This is a genomic window from Chitinivorax tropicus (assembly GCF_014202905.1).
Lineage (GTDB): Bacteria > Pseudomonadota > Gammaproteobacteria > Burkholderiales > SCOH01 > Chitinivorax > Chitinivorax tropicus.
The window spans coordinates 1-19,136 of sequence record NZ_JACHHY010000018.1; the positions used below are offsets into that span (position 1 = coordinate 1).

Genomic DNA, 19,136 nt, shown 5'->3' on the forward strand with positions numbered 1-19,136 from the left:
GAGCCAGCCCTATGTTTAGGCCTGACCGTGACGTCATGGCGATCACCATGCAGGGGGCTTGGCTTGAGAAGTCGGGAAGAGGAAAGTGCGATATGAGGGGATGGTGCATCCCCAAACGACAGTACGTCGTCCAGGGGCCGGCAGACACTGCCCACAGCCAGCCGGCAGACCCCTCGTGCTTTGTGATGGTAGGTTGCTCTGGGCCGTGCGCCTACGATCTGGTAACTCCAAGATTGCGAGGCATTCTGCTCTGACGAGTCCACCAAGACTTATCAAACCAGCGTGGAGATTTGCATTACTGCACCAGGGGATGCAGGTACGTGTTCTATGACCACCAGAGCAATACTCACGGCAGGCCCAAGGAGGAACACACCCTCAAAGATTTGTGATAATTCATAAAAAGCCAGTCTTATCAGACTGGCTTCGGGTCATCATCTCTGTCAAAACCATCAGTCTCGCGTGACGCGTAGTACTTCTTCCAGTGAGGTGTCGCCCTGCAGGACTTTACGCACGCCGTCTTGGCGCAAGGTCAACATGCCTTTGCTGACAGCGTAGTCGCGAATCGCGCCTTCGGCGGTGCCGTCATGAATATGGCGACGCATGAGGTCATCGACTACCAACAATTCATAGAGACCGCTTCGGCCTTTATATCCGTTGAAATTACAAACCGGGCAGCCAACTGGGCGGTAGATGGGGGCATCTCGACCGAGCAGGGTGTGCTCTGCTTCGCTTGGGCGATGCTCCAGTTTGCATTCTGGGCACAGGTTACGCGCCAGGCGTTGTGCGAGTACGCCAATCAAGCTGGATGCCAGCAAGAAAGGCTCGATCCCCATATCGACCAACCGCGTGACCGCGCTGGCCGCATCGTTGGTGTGCAGGGTAGCCAGCACCAAGTGGCCAGTCAGTGAGGCTTGTACGGCAATCTGTGCGGTTTCGAGGTCGCGGATTTCACCGATCATGATGACATCCGGGTCTTGCCGCAGAATCGAACGTAGCGCCCGTGCAAAATTCATTTCGATACGCGAGTTGACCTGGGTCTGGCCGACGCCATCGAGGTCGTATTCGATGGGATCTTCGACCGTCATGATGTTGGTGGTCTTGGCGTCCATCTGCGCCAAGGCGGCATAGAGTGTTGTCGTCTTGCCCGAGCCGGTTGGGCCGGTGACGAGGATGATGCCATGTGGTTGGGCAATCAGCTCGTGCAGCTGGTCCAGTGTGTCACCGCTCATGCCGAGCCTGGTCAGATCCATCTTGCCGGCGGATTTATCCAGCAGACGCAGCACCACCCGCTCTCCGTGTCCAGTGGGCAACGTTGAGACGCGCACATCGACTGGACGCCCCGCGATGCGCAGGGTAATACGGCCATCTTGTGGCAGGCGTTTTTCTGAGATGTCCAGATTCGCCATTACCTTGATGCGAGATACCACTGCGGCATGCAAGGCCCGCTTGGGCTCGATGACGTCGATCAGCTTGCCATCGATCCGAAATCGGACGACAGAGCGGGTTTCGAATGGCTCGATGTGGATATCAGAAGCATATTCACGCAAGGCCTGTGTCAACACGGCGTTGATAAGGCGGATGATCGGCGCGTCATCCTCGGCTTCCAACAGGTCTTCGATTTCGGGCAGCTCTTGCGCCAGCCGAGACAGGTCGTAGTCCTGCTCGACGTCTTCCACCACGCTGGCGGCTTGGCTGTCACCACGGGAATAGACCGCTGCAAGGCGCTGCTCGAAGTCTTCTGGTGGAAACAGGCTGATCGCCAATGGCTTCAGCAAAACCCGCCTTACCTCTGACAAGGTCAAGGGATCGATGTCGTCACGTGCCCAGATCTGGATCTTACCATCTTGCTCACCGGCATCGATCACACCCTTGTTTTTGGCGAAATGATAAGGAATGCGATGTTCCATGCCTTATTTCTTCTCGCTGGCGGGTTGATCAACAGCTGGCTGGCTGGCTGCTTCGGTCTTGGAGTCTGGCTTGGTCTTCTGAATGGGCGTCAACTCGGGCGCCACAACGGTGGGGGGATTATGCAGCACAAAGGAATCCGGCAGCTTGAAATCCCGCTGCTGCTCGCGGATATATTCATAGCGATCCCCAGACAATGCAGTGGCTGCCGCGCCATCTTTGAGCACCACCGGTCGCAGGAATACCATCAGATTGGTTTTGGTTGAAGTACGGCTTTCATATTTGAACAGATTGCCCAATATCGGAATATCACCCAGCAGGGGCACCTTGCTGACACCGCTGTTGACTTTGTTCTCGATCAGCCCACCCAATACGATGATCTGGCCGTCATCCACCAGCACCTTGGACTCAATGGTGCGTTTTTTGGTGATCAGGTCTTCGCTCTTGATCGCGCTATCATCAATGCTGGAGACCTCTTGGAAGATCTTCATGGTGATGCCGCCACCTTCCGAAATCTGCGGCGTCACACTGAGCGTGATACCGATGTCTTTACGCTCGAAAGTGGTAAAAGGATTGGTGGTATTGCCGCTTTGTGGCTGGCTGGTGGTTTTGAATGGCACGTTCTGCCCCACCAGGATCTTGGCATCTTCATTGTCCAGGGTCAGCAGATTGGGTGTGGAGAGCACATTGCCAGCCTTGTTGTCCTCCAATGCCCGCGCCAGCATGCCCAGATTCAGGTAATCCTTACCGCCCAGGCTAATCTTGCCACGTGCCACGCCGACACTGAGGCCAGAAGCCGCACCCAAAGGGTTTTGCAGCACATTGAGGATATTCTTGCCGCCCTCACCAAAGTTGGTTCCACCAAAGCCCCGGTACGACGGAGCGCCATCCTTCAAACCATCGGCGGTCAACCATTGGAAACCGAACTCTGAAGTATCACCGGCGTTCACCTCTGCAATCAAGGCCTCCAGATAGACCTGTGCACGGCGCACATCCAACTTGTCGATCACCGCACGGATATTGCGATACACATAGTCAGGCGCGGTGATGATCAAGGAGTTGGTGGCCACATCCGCCTGGATCATCCCGCCTTGTGCGCCAGAGGCGCTGTTGCTGGCACTGCTGTTGGTCGCAACCGGTGATAAGGGAGAGCTGGGCATGCCACCCTGCATGGGCGCGCTGTTTTGAGACAGCCCTGAGCTGCTGCTAGACGACGCACTCGATGAAGTATCCCCCGTGATGATCGAACGCAAGGTCTGCGCCAATTTGGTGGCGTTGGCATTCTTCAGATACACCACATTGATATTACTGCCACTTTGCGCAGGCTGATCCAGCATCTCAACCAGCCGCCGGACATTTTGAGCAGTGGCTGAGGTTTCGCTACGAATCAGCAGGCTGTTGGAGCGTGGATCGGCGATCACCGAGCTTCGCTTGACCCCTTCCGCCCCCATGCCTGGCACCATCGGCTGGCCCGGAATGCCACTGGTGCCCAGCTCGGGCATCAAGCGTGCCAGAGTGCTCGCCACATCCAGTGCTGAGCTGTGTTTGAGCGGAATGGCAAAAAACTCCGCCGATGAGGGCTGATCGATGGAAGCGACGATCCGATTGATGCGCTTGATATTCTCAGCATAGTCGGTGATCACCAGCGTATTGGCATTGTTATACGCTGCAATCATGTTATTGGGCGTGATCAATGGCCGTAGAATCGGCACCAGCTGAGCGGCAGACTCATATTTCAACGGGAAGACCTGCGTGACGATCTTGTCACCAGTCACGCTCAGATTTTTGTCAGCGGTAACGCTGAAATGCTGCTTGGCATCAGCCTCGGGCACGATCTTGATCACACCGGTCGATTCCACTGCCGAAAAACCCTGCAAGCGCAATGACGAAAGCAGGATCGGATACACCAGATCCTTCGCAACCGGTGTGGATGAAACGATATTGATGGTGCCCTTCACCCGTGGGTCCAGTACAAAATTCTTACCCGAGATCAAGCCCACGGCCTTGACGGTCGATTCGATATCGGCATTGACAAAATTCAGCATCACCTTGTTTTCGTCCGCCGCAAAAGACAGAGACGAAGCAAACAGCGTGGCGGCCAGCAGAATGGGAAGTGTTTTTCTGATCATGATCGACCTTATGGTTGCAGCGTATAGTCCAGCATGGCCGGTCGACCATCGCGCAAGACTTCCAGTTGCACTTTGTTTTTCTGAGTAAATTCGTTGTAAACCAGCGCAATATCACCCGGTCGGCTCAACTGCGCGCCATTGATCTTGCGCAGGACATCGCCATCCCGCAGCTCCAGCGCGCTCACCAAGGCCTGCGCACTGCCACCAGTGATCCGGATGCCACCCTTGGGCTCGGGCTTCAGCCCGGTTGCCCACTCGGCCACATTTCCAGATTGAAGTGCATTCACCAGCACAGCCCGTGGTATGGTCAACACCAACGCACCACCCTCGCCATTGGATGGCAACACCTCATCTGGCATGCCAGGTTCGCGCACCCCCATCGGCATCCCCTGCCCTGCCCCGGCTGGCGATGCAGCACCGTCAATCACCAGGGCGGGCTTGGCATCCAGCTCGATGCGCTCACGACGGCCATTGTTCCGCACAATGACATGATCCGACGCCACCTCGATCAATGTCACACCGGGTTGGATCTCATCATCGATCGTCACTGCCACCTCTTTGGTACCCACGCCAGAAAACGTCGCCGCAGGTGCCTGGGTTGCCGTTCCGGTGATCACGCCACGCAACTTATAAGGTAGGCTGCTAGGCACGATCTGACCGTCATCGACATTGCCCAGCGGGCGGCCAAACATACCCGCGACCATGCTGAGATCCAACGTCGGCCTGGGCTGTGTGACCACCACCGGTGTAGCAGGTTTCACGGGCGCAGCAGATTGAGGCGTGATGAAACGCCATGTGATACTGGCGCCCAACCAAGCTATCAGGGCAATCAGCAGGATATTGATCAGTTTGAAAGGAATCTGCGTTTGTCGCATCAGGGTATGCTGGCTGAGCCAGTCGAGTATGTGAAGCCCGCCGCTTTGAACTGAATCAAACCGGCTCAGGCAAAAATGGGTTTGGCACCGGATTATACGAAACCCGCTTCAATATGTGCACTGGATACGCCACATCATATGTTGAACATCCCATGTCATCCCGCATTGCATTCAACACCTGCCAGCCACCTTGCTGATCAAGCGATCCGAGCCGACGATCCACGAGCAGAGCAGATCGCCACCACAGCGACGACAAATCCGGCACCAAGGCAGTATATCGAATAATGCTGTTAAGTGGTCGAGACCATACAAATGAAAACACGTTCAATACGCCTGACTGACGGCCCATCCAATCAGCTTGACCAACTTCTGCTGCCATGGCCATCACCAACAAGCAGAAACACAGGAATTCACCACCGACACAGCCACCCCACCCAAGCAATTGATTTTTAAAAACCTAGCAACCATGCGGCTTCGCAGCCCCCTACCACGCCCAACACGAGATGAAATTTTTTTGCAAAAGAGTGTTGACCCCTCCGACAAAGCATGATTAAATGCGCCCCTCTTCGACGCAACGGGCGCTTAGCTCAGTTGGTAGAGCGTCTGCCTTACAAGCAGAATGTCGGCGGTTCGACTCCGTCAGCGCCCACCAAGCCTTGCGTCAAGAACCGCTGCGGAGCGGTAGTTCAGTTGGTTAGAATACCGGCCTGTCACGCCGGGGGTCGCGGGTTCGAGCCCCGTCCGCTCCGCCAGCAACACTCATGTCTCTCAGCATGAAGCCGTTGCATTGTGACATTTGCAACGGGCGCTTAGCTCAGTTGGTAGAGCGTCTGCCTTACAAGCAGAATGTCGGCGGTTCGACTCCGTCAGCGCCCACCAGACAGCTTCTTGTTGACACCGCTGCGGAGCGGTAGTTCAGTTGGTTAGAATACCGGCCTGTCACGCCGGGGGTCGCGGGTTCGAGCCCCGTCCGCTCCGCCAAATCCCTCCTATTTCACTTTCAGATCCATATCGAACTCAGCTACTTTAGAGCATCCACGCACGCTGCTCCAGCGGCGCCAGCAATGCATTCCAATTCTCCAGCACGGCTATCGGATGGCAAATCCACCATACTTGAGGCCACTTGCCTCATATGAAAAAGCCCGCTTGCGCGGGCTTTGAACCATGGGCCGAGCCGATCAGCCGACTACTACGGCAGGCACATCTCGATTGACTGTCAACCTGGTGCTATAGGCAATTGTCTGCACCGGCAGACGACCGTTACTGAGCTTGCCTACCTTCTTGAAGACCGTGACCATCTTTTCCGGAGTCAATGTCACCACCGCATATCCTTGCGCATCGGTATCTGCATGCACAATCCAGGGGTTGAAGGCTTTCACATTGAAATCGAAGGTATTGACATCCCCCTTGTAAACCAAATCCGCCAAGGGAGCAAAGGTCGGGTTATCACTCACCACTGATTTGAAATATGACTGGAAGGAGTTGCTGGAGATCCCGGCTGTCACCAAATCCACCATTACGGGCGTGGGTGTCGCGGCATCGAAGTCGTCCATTACGCTCCCGGCAAAGAAGGCATGGATATCGCCCGTGATGGCCACGACATTCTTGACGCCATTCGTCTTCAGGAAGCCCATCATGTCCTTCCGCTCAGCATTGAAACCATCCCACTGGTCGGCATTCAAGATGAAATTGGATTTGAATGCGTCTGGCACTTGCACACCCAGCTGGGCCAGCGTCGCGAGATTCACCTGCATACGCAACAGCGATACCTCATTGACCCACACCTTCCAGGCTGCGGTAGAGGTCGCCATCTTTTGCTTCCACCACCCACGCTGCACTTCACCCAAGATGGATGTGGCGGCCAGCGGGAAGGGGCCGCCTGGCAGGCTGCCGGTCTGCGCAGTTGCAGCGGCCATTTTTTTTGCCTCAGCCCCCGCCAGATCAGACTGTTTCACAAAGTAGCGGCTACCCACCTCACCCAGCGGGGACAGGGTTTCTGGAATCACGTGATCGGTACGGAACAGGCGCTGATCCGTCACGATCAGATGCATCAGCTTACCGAACTGCAGATCGCGGAAATTGCTGATCTGTTTTGAGAAATCAGGCTGCGTGGCGTCGAAGGTCACATCCGCAGGCATGAATTCATACCAGGCTTGCGTGGCGGATTTGCGGCGATCGGTCTGCTGAGGATTGTCAGTGGTGTAGGTCTGGTGATCCCCCCAGCAATCATCACTGAATTCATGGTCGTCCCAGATTGCCACGAATGGGAACTTGGCATGCAGAGCCTGCAGGCGCGGGTCGGTGCGGTACTGTTTATACAAATAGCGGTAGTCGGCCAGCGTGGTTGCATACTTGCCCTTGCCAGACTTGCTCACCGTGCCATTGGGCAGTGTCAATGTGCTGTGTGCCCCTTCCACCGCGCCGGTCTGGAACGATTCACCCACTGTTTCATAGATGTAGTCGCCAAGATGCACGATGAAGTCGATGTCTTCATTCACCAACTCGTCGAATGCCGCCCAATGGTTCACTGACCAATCCTGACAGGAGACATAGGCGAATTTCAGGCTGGACAGATCGGCGTCAGCCTTGGGCGCAGTCTTGGTGCGACCAGTTGTGGAGGCATCATCACCTGCCACGAAGCGGTAGTAATAGGTGGTGGCGGGCTCCAGCCCCGTTACCTTGTGGCGGATGGTGAAGTCCCAGTCTGCCTTGGCCACTAGTGCGAAATCGACAATCAGATTGGCAAAATCTGCGGTTTTCGAGACCTGCACTTTGAAATTGATATCGGCTGCCGAGCCATCATTGCGCGTGACACGCGTCCAGAGAATGATGCTGCCTTCTTTCGGGTCGCCCGATGCCACACCTTGCGGGAAACTGTACACCTTACCTGCACCTGGCGCTGGCGAGCTGCCGCCATCGCTGCCACACCCTGTCAGGCCGGTCGTAGCCGCCGATACAGTGAGAAACCCACCGAATTTCAAGAACGAGCGACGATCCATTTTATTGACTCCTCCTGTTGGTAAACGTCGTTAACTGACACATCTTACCAAAAAAGACATGCAATCTACGTCAGTTTTGTTACATTTTGATCAAAAAAATTCGTAACCGAATCATTCGGATGGTTGCGGGTTACGACGGAAACGATACCGACTGGGCAGCGCCTGTCGGCTCAGATAATCGACAGACAACATTTCACCGCCCAGGCGCATGAACAATCGGTCCGACTCGCCTTGCGATGCCAACCACGCCAATAGCCGGGCCTCGCCCACGACCGTGTGCTGACTGGTGCAAAGCCAAGTGGAAACCGCCAAGAGATCACGTTCGTCCACCAATGCCAAGCCGAGCGGGGTATCAAGATACACACTCCCCTCCTCATCCAACACCACCGAGCCAGCCTTCACCACTTGCCCGGTGTGCGTCCGCCAGTCATTGCATTGGCTATCATCCAGCAGGCGAACCACCCACGGTGCGATATCAAGTGCGACATACACCTGTTGCGGCCCATTCTGGAAATAATAGTCACCATTGGGCGAACAGGCATAGTTTCGACCGATGAAGTCCACCAGCGCCACATGGTTGACCCGCTCCTGACGAACCCACCACTGGCCGCGGTGATCCAAACGCAACCAGCCGTAGACCGCAGGCACATTGGGCCACTTGGCCATCGCCTGTACAACGATGTCATCCATTGCAGTTTCAACTCATGCAGATTGATTCAGCACATGCAACGGTGGGGTCCGCAGCAGGCGTATCACACCAGGCAAGCCGGCCAGCATGACCGCCAGCGCCCCCCCACCCACCCCTAGCACCGGCAACAGTGGGTTGAGCTGATATGGCAGGTTCAACAACTTGACGCACACCACCCAACCCAATGCCCCACTCGCCAAGACAGCCACCGCACCAGCCAGTGCGCCGACGCTGGCAAACTCCGCCAATGCGGTGTGCAGCAACTGGCGGCGACTGCCCCCCAGAGTGCGCAACATGGCATTGTCGAATCGGCGCTCGTCCTGGGTGGCTGCCAACGCGGCATACAGCACCACCAGCCCGGCCACCAAGGTGAACAGGAACACGAACTGGACCGCTCCTGCAACTTTTCCGATGATGTCACGCACCTCTCGGAGCACATTGCCCACATCGATGACAGTCATATTGGGAAAAGCCCGCACCAGATCGCGCACCACTGCTTCCCGGTCTGCGGGCAGACGAAAACTGGTGATGTAGCTGGTGGGCTGATTGGCCAGCATGGTGGGGGGCGCCACCACAAAGAAATTGACATTGAAGGAGTCCCAGTTGACTTTGCGCAGGCTGGTGACCGGTGCGGTATAGCGAACCCCTGCGATATCAAATGTCAATCGATCGCCTAGTTTGATGCCCAGCTGCTCGGCCAAGCCCTCCTCCACACTGAACTGCGGTGTTTGATCTGTAGGCTGCCAGAACCGACCCGCCACCACCTGATTGTCAACCTGAGGTCGATCCGCCCAGGACAAATTGAATTCGCGCTCAGCCAGGTTTTTGGTCTTTTCGTCCTGATATTGATCGCCCTTGATCGGCTGATCGTTCCGACCGACCCAGCGTCCACGGATCATGGGGTACTGGATCGGTGCGGCCAGCTGGTTATGTTGCAGGAATTGCGCCAGTGTCGTGCGCTGTTCCGGTTGGATATTGATGATGAATCGATTGGGCGCGTCAGGCGGCACGGATCGCTGCCAGGACTGCAATAGGTCACCCCGCACCAGCGTCAAAGTCAACAACGCCATCAAGCCCAATGACAAAGCGACGATCTGCACCACTGCCAAGCCCTGGCGACGATACAGATTGGCCACCCCAAAACGCCAGGTGATACCTGCCCGACGGTTGAAACGCCGCAGCAGGCGCATCAATCCCCAGCCCGCAGCCGCAGCCAATGCGATCCCGCCGACGAATCCAGACAATACATAGGCGGCCAGCTTGGGCTCACCGACCTGCCACCACAGCAAGGCAATCAACAACCCACCGCCTGCAAGATACATGGCACGCGTCCGGGTACCGCCAGACACCTCCCGTCGTAACACGCGTAGTGTCGGTGTCTTTTTCAACTGCAACAGAGGTGGCACAGCAAAGCCAAACAGCAATAACGCCCCGACCAACCAACCTTGCACCCCTGGCAACCAATGCGCCGCAGGTAATGCACGATCAACCATCCCCGCCAGCATATCGACCAACACATGCTGTGCAGCAAAGCCGATGGCTACACCAGCCACGCCAGCCAAGGCAGCCAGGCAGGCAAACTGCCCGACGAACAATCTGAAGATGGTTGCCTGACTGGCACCAAGGCATCGCATCATCGCCACCGGGTTCAAATGCCGCTCGATATAACGCCGGGTCGCCAAACCAATGGCCACACCAGCCAAGGCCACGCTGGATAATGCCGCCAGCCCCAGAAAGCGCTGCGCCCGCTCCAGCGCATTGCGCACCTCCGGGCGAGCATCCTGCACGGTTTCCAGGCGCTGGCCGCGACCGATCTGCGGTTTGATTGCATCTCGAAAAGCGGCAACCTGCTTGCCCGTACCCGCCACCAACAGGCGATAGCGCACACGGCTGCCCGTCTGGATCAACTGTGTCGCAGCAAGATCAGCCTGATTGATGATCACTCGTGGCATGAAATTGAATATATCGATAGCCGCGTCAGGCTCCCGCTCGATACGCTCGGCAATACGGAAGGAGGCCTCGCCCAGCTGCACCTGGTCACCTATCTTGGCATTGAGCCGCAACAGGAGGCGCTCATCAGCCCAGAGCGTGCCTGCTGCTGGGATCTGCCCGGCTTGGTGCACCTGGGATGCAGTACCCAGCAGAAAGCGCCCACGCAAGGGGTAGCCTGCGGAGACTGCTTTGATCGATGCAATCTGCGTGCCCTCGCCTGACAACACCATACTAGGAAAGATGGTGGTATGCGCCAGCTTCAGCCCTGACCCGGTCGCCAGCGCTTGCCAGGCGGGCGGGATCGGCTTATCGGCACTGACAACCAGATCTGCACCCAACAGATCATTGGCCTGCTCGGTCAGGGCGCGCTGCATCCGGTCGGTGAAAAAACCAACGCTGGTCATGGCTGCCACGGCAATCACCAGCGCCAACATCAGCACATTCAATTCGCCCGCGCGCAGGTCGCGCCGCAGCATCCGCCACGCCAACCGTCCAGTTTGGAGCCAAGTCATGACGCGTCATCCTCGACCACGCGCCCTGCCGCGATGCGCACATGGCGATGGCACCGCTCGGCCAATTGCGGGTCATGCGTCACCAGCACCAGCGTGGTGCCCTGTTCGCGATTCAGCGAAAACAGCAGTTCGACAATCTGCTGGCCGGTTGCGGTGTCCAGATTGCCAGTCGGCTCATCGGCAAACAACAGCCGTGGGTTGCCAGCAAAGGCTCGCGCCAATGCCACACGCTGCTGCTCCCCCCCTGACAGCTGCTTGGGATAATGCGTCAATCGCCCCCCCAACCCCACTCTACCCAGCCACTCCCTGGCGGTTTTCTCGGCGTCTGGCTTGGCCGCCAGCTCCAAGGGCAACATGACGTTTTCCAACGCGGTCAAAGCCGGTAACAGCTGGAATGACTGAAATACAAACCCGACCAGCTCCCCTCGCAAACGCGCCCGGCCATCTTCATCCAAGGCGGACAACTGGGCATCACCCAACCAGACATCGCCAGATGTCGGCACATCCAGCCCGGCCAACAAACCGAGCAAGGTCGACTTACCCGAGCCAGACGCCCCTATAATCGCCAACGACTCACCCTGTGCAATGCTCAGGTCAATGCCATGCAGTATTGTCAACTGCTCATCAGCCATCGGCACTTGCTTGACCAGCTGATCGGCCCTCACAATCAACTGATTCCGGATTGCGGATTCCACAGAGGATGCAACATTCATGTCACGTTTCATACCTATACCAATCATCAAGGACACTCATCCCAGTCCCGCATCATCAGGCCACCTCATGCCGTCCATGCGTCAAATCGCCCTAAGCGGATGGTCATCCCTTGCTCGCCTGCTCACCAGGCGCCACTCTTTCAAGCTGCGCTGGCTGATTGCCTGCTGGCTGATGCCATTGGCAGCCCACGCCGCACCCGTGATCTTGGTGTTCGGCGATAGCCTGTCCGCAGGTTATGGGCTGACACAACAACAAAGCTGGGTCGCGCTGCTGGGCCAAAAACTGGCACCAGCATATCAGGTCATCAATGCCAGCGTCAGCGGCGAAACGACGGCGGGTGGACTCTCCAGGCTGGATGCGGCACTGGCGCAGCACAAACCTGCCATCGTGGTATTGGAGCTGGGCGCCAATGACGGCTTGCGCGGCTTGCCGCTGAAGCTCAGCAAACGCAACCTCGGCAGCATGATCGATAAAGCCCGCCAGGCCAAGGCCAAGGTGCTGCTGGTTGGCATGCAGCTGCCCCCCAATTTCGGCAAATCCTATTCCCAGCAGTTTGCAGGCATGTACTCGGAACTGGCCCAAAGCCATAAAGTTCCACTGCTGCCCTTTCTATTGGATGGATTTGCAGACAAGCCGGAATGGTTTCAAAACGATATGATCCACCCCACCGCCGCCGCCCAACCGCACATTGCCAACACTGTCGAGCGGGCACTGAAACAGGTGAAATAGACCATCTGGGTGCCAAATAGGCGGCGAGGCAGGAAAGAGCAGGCTACGGCAGGCCCTTGCTGGGCCGCCGGCACAGCTGCCTACTCCCAGGCTGGCCCTGCACCGCTGGCGTAGCGGACTGGATCGACCAACCCGCCCCCCATCGAGGCCGATACAAACAACCCGCGCCAACCACACCCACCACAAGGCCCGCCGGCAGCATTCTAGAAAAATGACATATTGAATGGATTGCCTGACTTGTCACGAAGCTGCGACAACGCACCAGTCGCCTTGCCCTTGACCTGATCAGGCAATTTGACAAAGGATGCACTGCTGACCGCGGCGTCGCCATTCATAAAGCCACGCACAAAGAACTCGGCCAGCACATCGCCTCTGGCCTTGTCCAACACCTTGGGCACCAGGACAAATGTACCGGTCACGATCGGCCAAGCGTTGTTGCCCTGCCGGTTGATCAACAGCTCGTCGAAATCCCCTTTGGTTTGCCAAGCGCTACTGAGCACCGCATCTGTGATACTGCTTACCGACGCCTTGGCTGCCTTGCCTGCGGCGTTGACGAGCCGCACATCCACCAGCCCAGACTCGACCACCGCACCGAAATCGACATAGCCGATTGCGCCCTCCGTCGCCTTCACCGATGCCGCCACGCCAGCCGTGCCCTTCACCTGCACCGCCCAGCTCGGCCATTTGACACTGAAGCCAGCCCCGAAATTACCTTTCCAATCGGCGGACATACGAGACAGGTACTCAGTCAGCACAAAGGTCGAGCCCGAGCCATCGGCGCGCACCACCAATTTGATGGGACGAGAGGGCACCTTTTCATTTTCATTGAGCGCCAAGATGGCTGGGTCTGCCCATTCGACAATCTTGCCACTGAAGATTTTGGCCAACACCTCACCATTCAACTTGATCTGGCCAGGCTTGACCCCTGGCAGGTTGACCACCGGCACCACCGCCGTCAAAGCCGTCGGGAAGGCAATCACTCCTGCCTTGGTAAGCTCTGCAGCGGGAGGCAGCGCATCTGTCGCGCCAAAATCCACTTTTCCACCTTTTGCCGACTCGATGCCTTTGGCTGAGCCGGCAGGATCGAATTTCAATGTATGTCCACCATTTTTCTGGATGGATGCTGCCCATTTCGAGTACAGCGGCGCAGCGGCAGATGACCCCACCGCTGACAGCTCCAAGGCCATGACCGGCCCACCCAGGCACCCCATCAAACCGATATACCCACCCAGCAACCAACCCCGCATGACGCCTCCTCATCACTTTGTTGTGCGGCAGCCTATCCCAGACACCACATCCAGCCAATCATACATACGAATTGATCATGCCAGACAGGCGAGAGCCGCCACCGACTTGCTCTTGGTGCAAGTCGAAATGAACCCCACCAACACTGAAATACTTTTTCATACTAGGTTTTGTTGACACGATTGCAAATAGATTGCGGCATTGCGCAATGAGAGCCGACCAGCCGGACAGCTGTTGACTGAGCCGGATCGAGCGTAGTGACAGGTGCTCGCAGACATATCTGCATTGGCTTGATCGGGGCAAAAAAAAACCGGGTCACATGACCCGGCCCAATTGTTGGATGGTGAGGGGAACCTGATGATCAGAAGAATGACACAGGCAATGGCTGGCCGCTCTTGTCGCGGATGGAGGCCATGGTGTTGGTAGCCTTACCTTGCACGGCCACCGGCAACGAGGCATAGGAAGAAGAATTCGCCGCACGATCACCCGACACAAAGCCACGGATGAACAGTTGCACAGCAGCAGAAGTGCGCGGTACGTTTTCCGCCACTTTGGGCATGACGGCAAACATCGCCATGGCGATCGGCCAGCTGCCTGAACCACGCATATTGGTCAGTTTCTCATCAAAATCGCCCCGGCTTGGCCAGGTGCTATTCTGCATCGCCTCAACGAATGCATTCGGGGTGGCGCGTACAAACTTGCCCGCTGCATTTTCCATGCGAACATCGGTCAGGCCCTGCTCAAGAGCAATACCGAAGTCGACATAGCCGATTGCACCTTCCGTGCTTTTCACCGCTGCGGCCATCTCCGCCGAGCCCTTGACAGCCGTGGCGCCAGCCATCCACTTGACGGTATAACCCGTGCCGAAATTAGACTTCCACTCTGGCGAGGTTGCCGACAGATAGTGGGTCAGATGCTGAGTAGAGCCAGAATTGTCGCCCCGCACAATGACTTTGATCGCTCTGGAGGTCAAGTGGCTGTTTTCGTTCAAAGCCAGGATGGCGGGGTCTGCCCAGTCGGTGACCTTACCACTCATGATGCGCGCCAGCACATCTGCATTCAGGCGCAGCTGACCGCCCTTTACCCCTGGCAGGTTGACGACCGGCACCAAGCCTGAAATCACGGTCGGAAATGCCACCAGGCCGATCTTGTTCAGCTCTGCGCTACTGGGTGGTGCGTCGGTCACGCCGAAATCAATCTTACCGCCCCGGACTGCCTCAACCATCTTGACCGGCCCCATGGTCTCGTACCGCAGACTATGGCCACCATTTTTCTGCCAACCGTCCGCCCATTTGTTGTAAATGGTTCCGGCAGCGGAGGCGCCAGCTCCCATCACTTCCACAGCTGCCACTGGCTGAGCCATGCTCAGTGAAACCAAAACTGCCGCAACAGGCACTAAACGACGAACAATAGACACTTTAAACCTCAATTCGATCAATCACGATTCCGCTGTCGATTCAGCATGACAGCACATGCATTACATTTGCATGAATCGTAGCAAAACACACATCATCAAAAAAGCATGATCATCAAATTTTTCCTACCTATTAAATTCATGAAATCAAACAAAACTCAATCAATAATCAATATATAACAAATACTTAACTAACAATCTTAAACACCAATAATACATATTAACAGCGTTAAATTTATGCGTAATTCTACCTACAAAATACGCACATGTACCGAAAAGGAAAATGATTTACCAACAAGGAATTGACACCACATTGATGATGCATGGGAAAGGTGGCGCGTGAATGATCAGACGAGGAGAGGATGGGGGAGCGGGCGGCGATCAACGCCTCAGGGTACTGGCGGTGGGGCTGCGGCCTCGATGCCTGCGCGGTAGGTGGGGTCGTCGGTAAATCCGGAATACCGTTGACACGGTGTCTGCATGGATGAAGCCCTGTCAACGGCACACCGGATCAGCTGTGGTTACCGCCCACAGTACAGCAAGACACTGCGATTTTCGTGTGCAGTTGCGCTTCTTCGCTCATTTCCGCACAGATAAATGACATTCAGGACTTTGCGTATGCCGGGCGCCGGATCACCACACAGGTCGTTACTCACCTTGATGCTGACGGACAGCTGGCCATTGGCTCTTTCCGCCAATACATCGGTTGCATCACACTGGCGGTTGCCGTCGCCATACTCCGCTTGCATCACGCTGATCAGGTAGGTCGGACGGCGATCGTCCTGCCAGCGACTACCCTCATTCATCTGCATGCCGCGACGACGGCCTTCTTCGTAACCGCGATCGTACCCACGGCGATAGCCTTCGTCATAGCCGCGCTGGTAATCACTGCCTGCCCATGCCGATGCCACCGAAAGCAGCGCTGTCATCATCATCAGCCATTGTCCCTTTGGTCTTGCATTCAAGATTTTCACAATCCTTCTCTCTGTTTTATTTCATCTGTCGTTGTCTGACCTGCTCAAACAGACACACCGCTGTGGCAGCGGCCACATTCAGCGACTCGATCCGACCGGGCATCGGAATACGCACCCGAGTCGTCGTCAGCGCCATCAATGCTTGCGATACACCTGCGCCCTCGTTCCCCATGATCCAGGCAACTGGGCCGGTCAAGTCAACCGCATACAATGATCGGCTTTCCGCCAGTGACGTGGCGACAACCTGACCATCAAACTGGCGGATGACCTCCGCCAGCGCTGCCTGCTCGTGGATGGCCAGTACCCAGTGCCCACCCATGGCGCCACGCAACACCTTGGGCGACCAGGCATCCGCGCAGTGATTGGACAGATAGACTGCCTCCACCCCTGCAGCCGCTGCCGTCCGCAATATGCCCCCCACATTCAATGGGTCTTGAATGTCATCCAACAACAGAATGGTCTGGTAATGCGCTGGCTGAGGCACCGGCACGGCAATCACCGCCACCAGGCCCACGCCAGGCTGGATATCGAACAACTGACTGAACAACGCATCCGACACCAGCAGGTGTTTATCCACCCGCTGCGCCCACAGTGCAGCCACCTCCGGGTGTCCCAGTGCGGACTCCGCAGCGACCAGCCAGGCGGGCGTCCGCCCGGTGTCACACCAGCTTTGCACCAGATGGATGCCCTCCAGCACCGCAACGCCGCTTTTCCGGCGCTCTCGGGCGGATTCATGCCATTTGACCAATTGTTTGATTTGGGAATTCTGACGGGAAGCAATAGCGTCCATGATGACCAATACCACAAGCAAGGCCGCTATTGTCCCTGTTGGCCGCCAGGACGGCAACCTCCGTTGCCACCTGTGGGCCGGGTTCCACTGGCATCGTTTTCATTTACAGTGTGAAATCAAGCCCGAGGCCCTGTCAGCATGCTTCTCCGGCCAGCACCGAGGCGTGTTTTGCCGACCACACCAAACACTGCTGACGACAGATGAAACCTTACCAACAGGGCCTTGTACCTCAGCGGATGCTGGGCAGGATCAGCGTGGATTGGGTATGGCCATTGAACACCAGCCGCTTGTCAAGATAGCCATCAGACGGGTGAGCATACAGGCTGTCACGGGTATCCAGCACCACCGCCACCCGGTGGCCCGCGGGCACATCATAGGCCGTGGCGGAGAACTCGATGGGGAAATCCAGCACCGCACCAGGCCGGGCATCCACCACGGTGCGCACGCCATGGGTGATCAGCTTGCCAAAGCCCAGGCCATCGACATCATACAGATAGGCAACCAACTGGGCTTGCGGCTGGGATGGCTTCAACTTCAAGGTCAGCTTGGGTATGCCTCTCAGCCGCAAGGCATCACGCAACCATGGCCCCTCATAACGCACTCCCTGGCCACGATGCACCGAGGGCAGCCAATTGACGATAGGAATATTGGCGGACTCGGCCAGTGTCGAGAAGATCGGGATCGGCCCGCTGGTGGCGGTGGTGTCGGCGGCATTGTCGATCCAGTCATCCGCCGTCTGCTGATTCGCTGTGCTGGCCAGCTCGCCCACGCCGCCCTTCCAACACCAGCAGCTCAGATCCCAGCGCACCGCCCCACGGGGATGCAGGTAGTAGGTATGATCGAGCACATTGCTGGCGGGGTAGTCGTCGAACGAGTCACGCGCCCGGCTGAATTTGACCTCCATCGTCACCTTGGGCTCATCCACGATCCCGTTGGGCTCGCCCTTCAGCCAGTAGTCGAACCATCGATGAGCCTGGTCATAGATGTAATTGTCTGCCCCCAGCAATGCCCCTGGCACCTCGGTCACCGCGTGGATGCCTTGATTGACCAATAATTTCTTCGGGCCGGTCAGGCGGCGGAACATCTCCAGGGAGGAATTGGGGGTGAACAGGTCATCCTGAAAATTCTTGCTGATGAAAACCGGCGCCTGTCGGGCATTCAGCATCGGCACATATTGCAAGGGCGAACGGATTCTCGCCCATACGCGGATTTCATCGATCTTCGACTTGGGCGTGCGCGGCTCCTTCAGCGCAGCGGCATAAGCGGGCACGATAGGATTCAGGCGACCAAACAACTTGCCTGAATTCACCAGCAGATCGGACCAGGTCTGGTTGGCGGTGTCGGCGCCGTACAGCTCATCTTCCAGATTGCCCCAAGTTGACAGCGCCGCAGCCGTCTTCAGGCGCGGCTCCTGCGCCAATGCAATCAGCGAGATGCCAGAACCATAGGAAATCCCGCTGATACCGACATTTTTCATATCCACCGGCGCGTGGGCCTGCAACCAATCCAAGGCCGAGGACACGTCACGGATATCCTGCGGCCCAGCCACTTCGACCTGACCCTCCGATTGCCAGAAACCACGTGTCGAGTAGCTGTAGACTACATAGCCATCCCTGGCCAGGCGGGCGGCCTGCCCTAGGTATTCAAAATCGGCCAATGCCCAGCTGTTGACCATGATGATGGCCGGAAAGCGTTGGTCCACACGGGTGATGCGCGGCAGAAACACATTCGCGGTCAGCTTTGCGTCATCAAACGCTGTCAGGGTCAGCTTATTGACCCAACATGTGCCGTCGATCGGTGAAATCTTGCCTGGGTTGACGATAGGGCTGACGAATTTCTCGCCGGGTTTCACAGGCTGGCAACTGATCATCGCCTGAGCAGGCGTAAGTGACAAGACGAGGCCAAGCCCCGCCAGCAGCGCGGACCATTGCATATTCCCTCTCCTCTGTTGAGTTGACTGTTTTTGTGGTGTTGGATGAAGTACGGCTGAATACCTCACCGCCTTCCCGCTCTGAAAATAGAGCTATTGCACTACAATAATCGCCCCCATGGCGAGTGTCAAACCCAGGCATTAAATTCGATTTTTGAGATATTTAATGCGCAAAAAACACCGAGCAACGGGATGACCAATCAGCACACGCCTCGACAGCGGCCAATTGATTGATATGGA

General features: G+C 56.9%; 14 protein-coding genes and 4 tRNA genes. 5 read left to right on the forward strand and 13 right to left on the reverse strand.

Translation table 11 applies throughout. The annotated features are described in order from the left end of the window. Window positions 1-449 precede the first annotated feature (449 nt). From gspE to HNQ59_RS13820, 4 genes are read right to left on the reverse strand one after another with little or no spacing between them, the layout of a single operon-like run. The gene (gspE, locus tag HNQ59_RS13805) at window positions 450-1,907 is read right to left on the reverse strand and encodes a type II secretion system ATPase GspE (protein ID WP_184040566.1); all 1,458 of its coding nucleotides are present in this window, start codon (window positions 1,905-1,907) and stop codon (window positions 450-452) included. A 3-nt stretch (window positions 1,908-1,910) separates the two neighbouring features. Continuing rightward, a complete protein-coding gene (gspD, locus tag HNQ59_RS13810; protein ID WP_184040567.1) occupies window positions 1,911-4,034 on the reverse strand; it encodes a type II secretion system secretin GspD in 2,124 nt (707 codons plus the stop codon). An 8-nt stretch (window positions 4,035-4,042) separates the two neighbouring features. After that, window positions 4,043-4,909: a type II secretion system protein N gene (locus tag HNQ59_RS13815; RefSeq protein WP_184040568.1), complete on the reverse strand. Its 867-nt coding sequence runs from the start codon at window positions 4,907-4,909 to the stop codon at window positions 4,043-4,045. A gap of 55 nt (window positions 4,910-4,964) precedes the next feature. Beyond that, on the reverse strand, window positions 4,965-5,288 hold the full coding sequence (locus tag HNQ59_RS13820) for a hypothetical protein (protein WP_184040570.1): 324 nt from the start codon (window positions 5,286-5,288) through the stop codon (window positions 4,965-4,967). 197 nt (window positions 5,289-5,485) lie between these two features. Between HNQ59_RS13820 and HNQ59_RS13825 the strand changes: the two genes are divergently transcribed. From HNQ59_RS13825 to HNQ59_RS13840, 4 genes are all read left to right on the forward strand, one after another. Then, a tRNA-Val gene (locus tag HNQ59_RS13825) sits at window positions 5,486-5,561 on the forward strand. A gap of 23 nt (window positions 5,562-5,584) precedes the next feature. Next, window positions 5,585-5,661 (forward strand) — tRNA-Asp (locus HNQ59_RS13830). A 51-nt stretch (window positions 5,662-5,712) separates the two neighbouring features. Further along, window positions 5,713-5,788, forward strand: a tRNA-Val gene (locus HNQ59_RS13835). Window positions 5,789-5,813: 25 nt separating this feature from the next. After that, window positions 5,814-5,890 (forward strand) — tRNA-Asp (locus HNQ59_RS13840). A 197-nt stretch (window positions 5,891-6,087) separates the two neighbouring features. Here HNQ59_RS13840 and HNQ59_RS13845 read toward each other — a convergent pair. The 4 genes from HNQ59_RS13845 to HNQ59_RS13860 form a co-directional block, all read right to left on the reverse strand. Next, window positions 6,088-7,908: an alkaline phosphatase D family protein gene (locus tag HNQ59_RS13845; protein ID WP_184040572.1), complete on the reverse strand. Its 1,821-nt coding sequence runs from the start codon at window positions 7,906-7,908 to the stop codon at window positions 6,088-6,090. Between the two features lie 111 nt (window positions 7,909-8,019). Continuing rightward, window positions 8,020-8,598: a DUF2946 family protein gene (locus HNQ59_RS13850; protein WP_184040574.1), complete on the reverse strand. Its 579-nt coding sequence runs from the start codon at window positions 8,596-8,598 to the stop codon at window positions 8,020-8,022. A 12-nt stretch (window positions 8,599-8,610) separates the two neighbouring features. Beyond that, window positions 8,611-11,100, reverse strand: a complete 2,490-nt coding sequence (locus HNQ59_RS13855; protein ID WP_184040577.1) for an ABC transporter permease — start codon at window positions 11,098-11,100, stop codon at window positions 8,611-8,613. Continuing rightward, entirely contained in the window at window positions 11,097-11,813 is a 717-nt protein-coding gene (locus tag HNQ59_RS13860) for an ABC transporter ATP-binding protein (RefSeq protein ID WP_246491001.1), read from the reverse strand. The genes HNQ59_RS13855 and HNQ59_RS13860 overlap by 4 nt, the downstream gene beginning before the upstream one ends. Window positions 11,814-11,985: 172 nt before the next feature. Between HNQ59_RS13860 and HNQ59_RS13865 the strand changes: the two genes are divergently transcribed. Then, the gene (locus HNQ59_RS13865; protein ID WP_184040814.1) at window positions 11,986-12,543 is read left to right on the forward strand and encodes an arylesterase; all 558 of its coding nucleotides are present in this window, start codon (window positions 11,986-11,988) and stop codon (window positions 12,541-12,543) included. 203 nt (window positions 12,544-12,746) lie between these two features. Here the strand turns inward: HNQ59_RS13865 and pstS (HNQ59_RS13870) are convergent, their stop codons facing one another. From pstS (HNQ59_RS13870) to HNQ59_RS13890, 5 genes are all read right to left on the reverse strand, one after another. Next, window positions 12,747-13,790, reverse strand: a complete 1,044-nt coding sequence (gene pstS / locus HNQ59_RS13870) for a phosphate ABC transporter substrate-binding protein PstS (protein ID WP_184040580.1) — start codon at window positions 13,788-13,790, stop codon at window positions 12,747-12,749. 359 nt (window positions 13,791-14,149) lie between these two features. Next, window positions 14,150-15,151 carry a phosphate ABC transporter substrate-binding protein PstS gene (gene pstS / locus HNQ59_RS13875; RefSeq protein WP_184040583.1) on the reverse strand — a complete coding sequence of 334 codons (1,002 nt, stop codon included), beginning with the start codon at window positions 15,149-15,151 and terminating at the stop codon, window positions 14,150-14,152. 572 nt (window positions 15,152-15,723) lie between these two features. Beyond that, a complete protein-coding gene (locus HNQ59_RS13880) occupies window positions 15,724-16,137 on the reverse strand; it encodes a hypothetical protein (protein WP_184040586.1) in 414 nt (137 codons plus the stop codon). Between the two features lie 55 nt (window positions 16,138-16,192). Then, window positions 16,193-16,966, reverse strand: a complete 774-nt coding sequence (locus HNQ59_RS13885) for a TrmH family RNA methyltransferase (protein ID WP_184040589.1) — start codon at window positions 16,964-16,966, stop codon at window positions 16,193-16,195. Between the two features lie 229 nt (window positions 16,967-17,195). Next, on the reverse strand, window positions 17,196-18,899 hold the full coding sequence (locus HNQ59_RS13890) for a CocE/NonD family hydrolase (protein ID WP_184040592.1): 1,704 nt from the start codon (window positions 18,897-18,899) through the stop codon (window positions 17,196-17,198). Window positions 18,900-19,136: the final 237 nt, after the last annotated feature.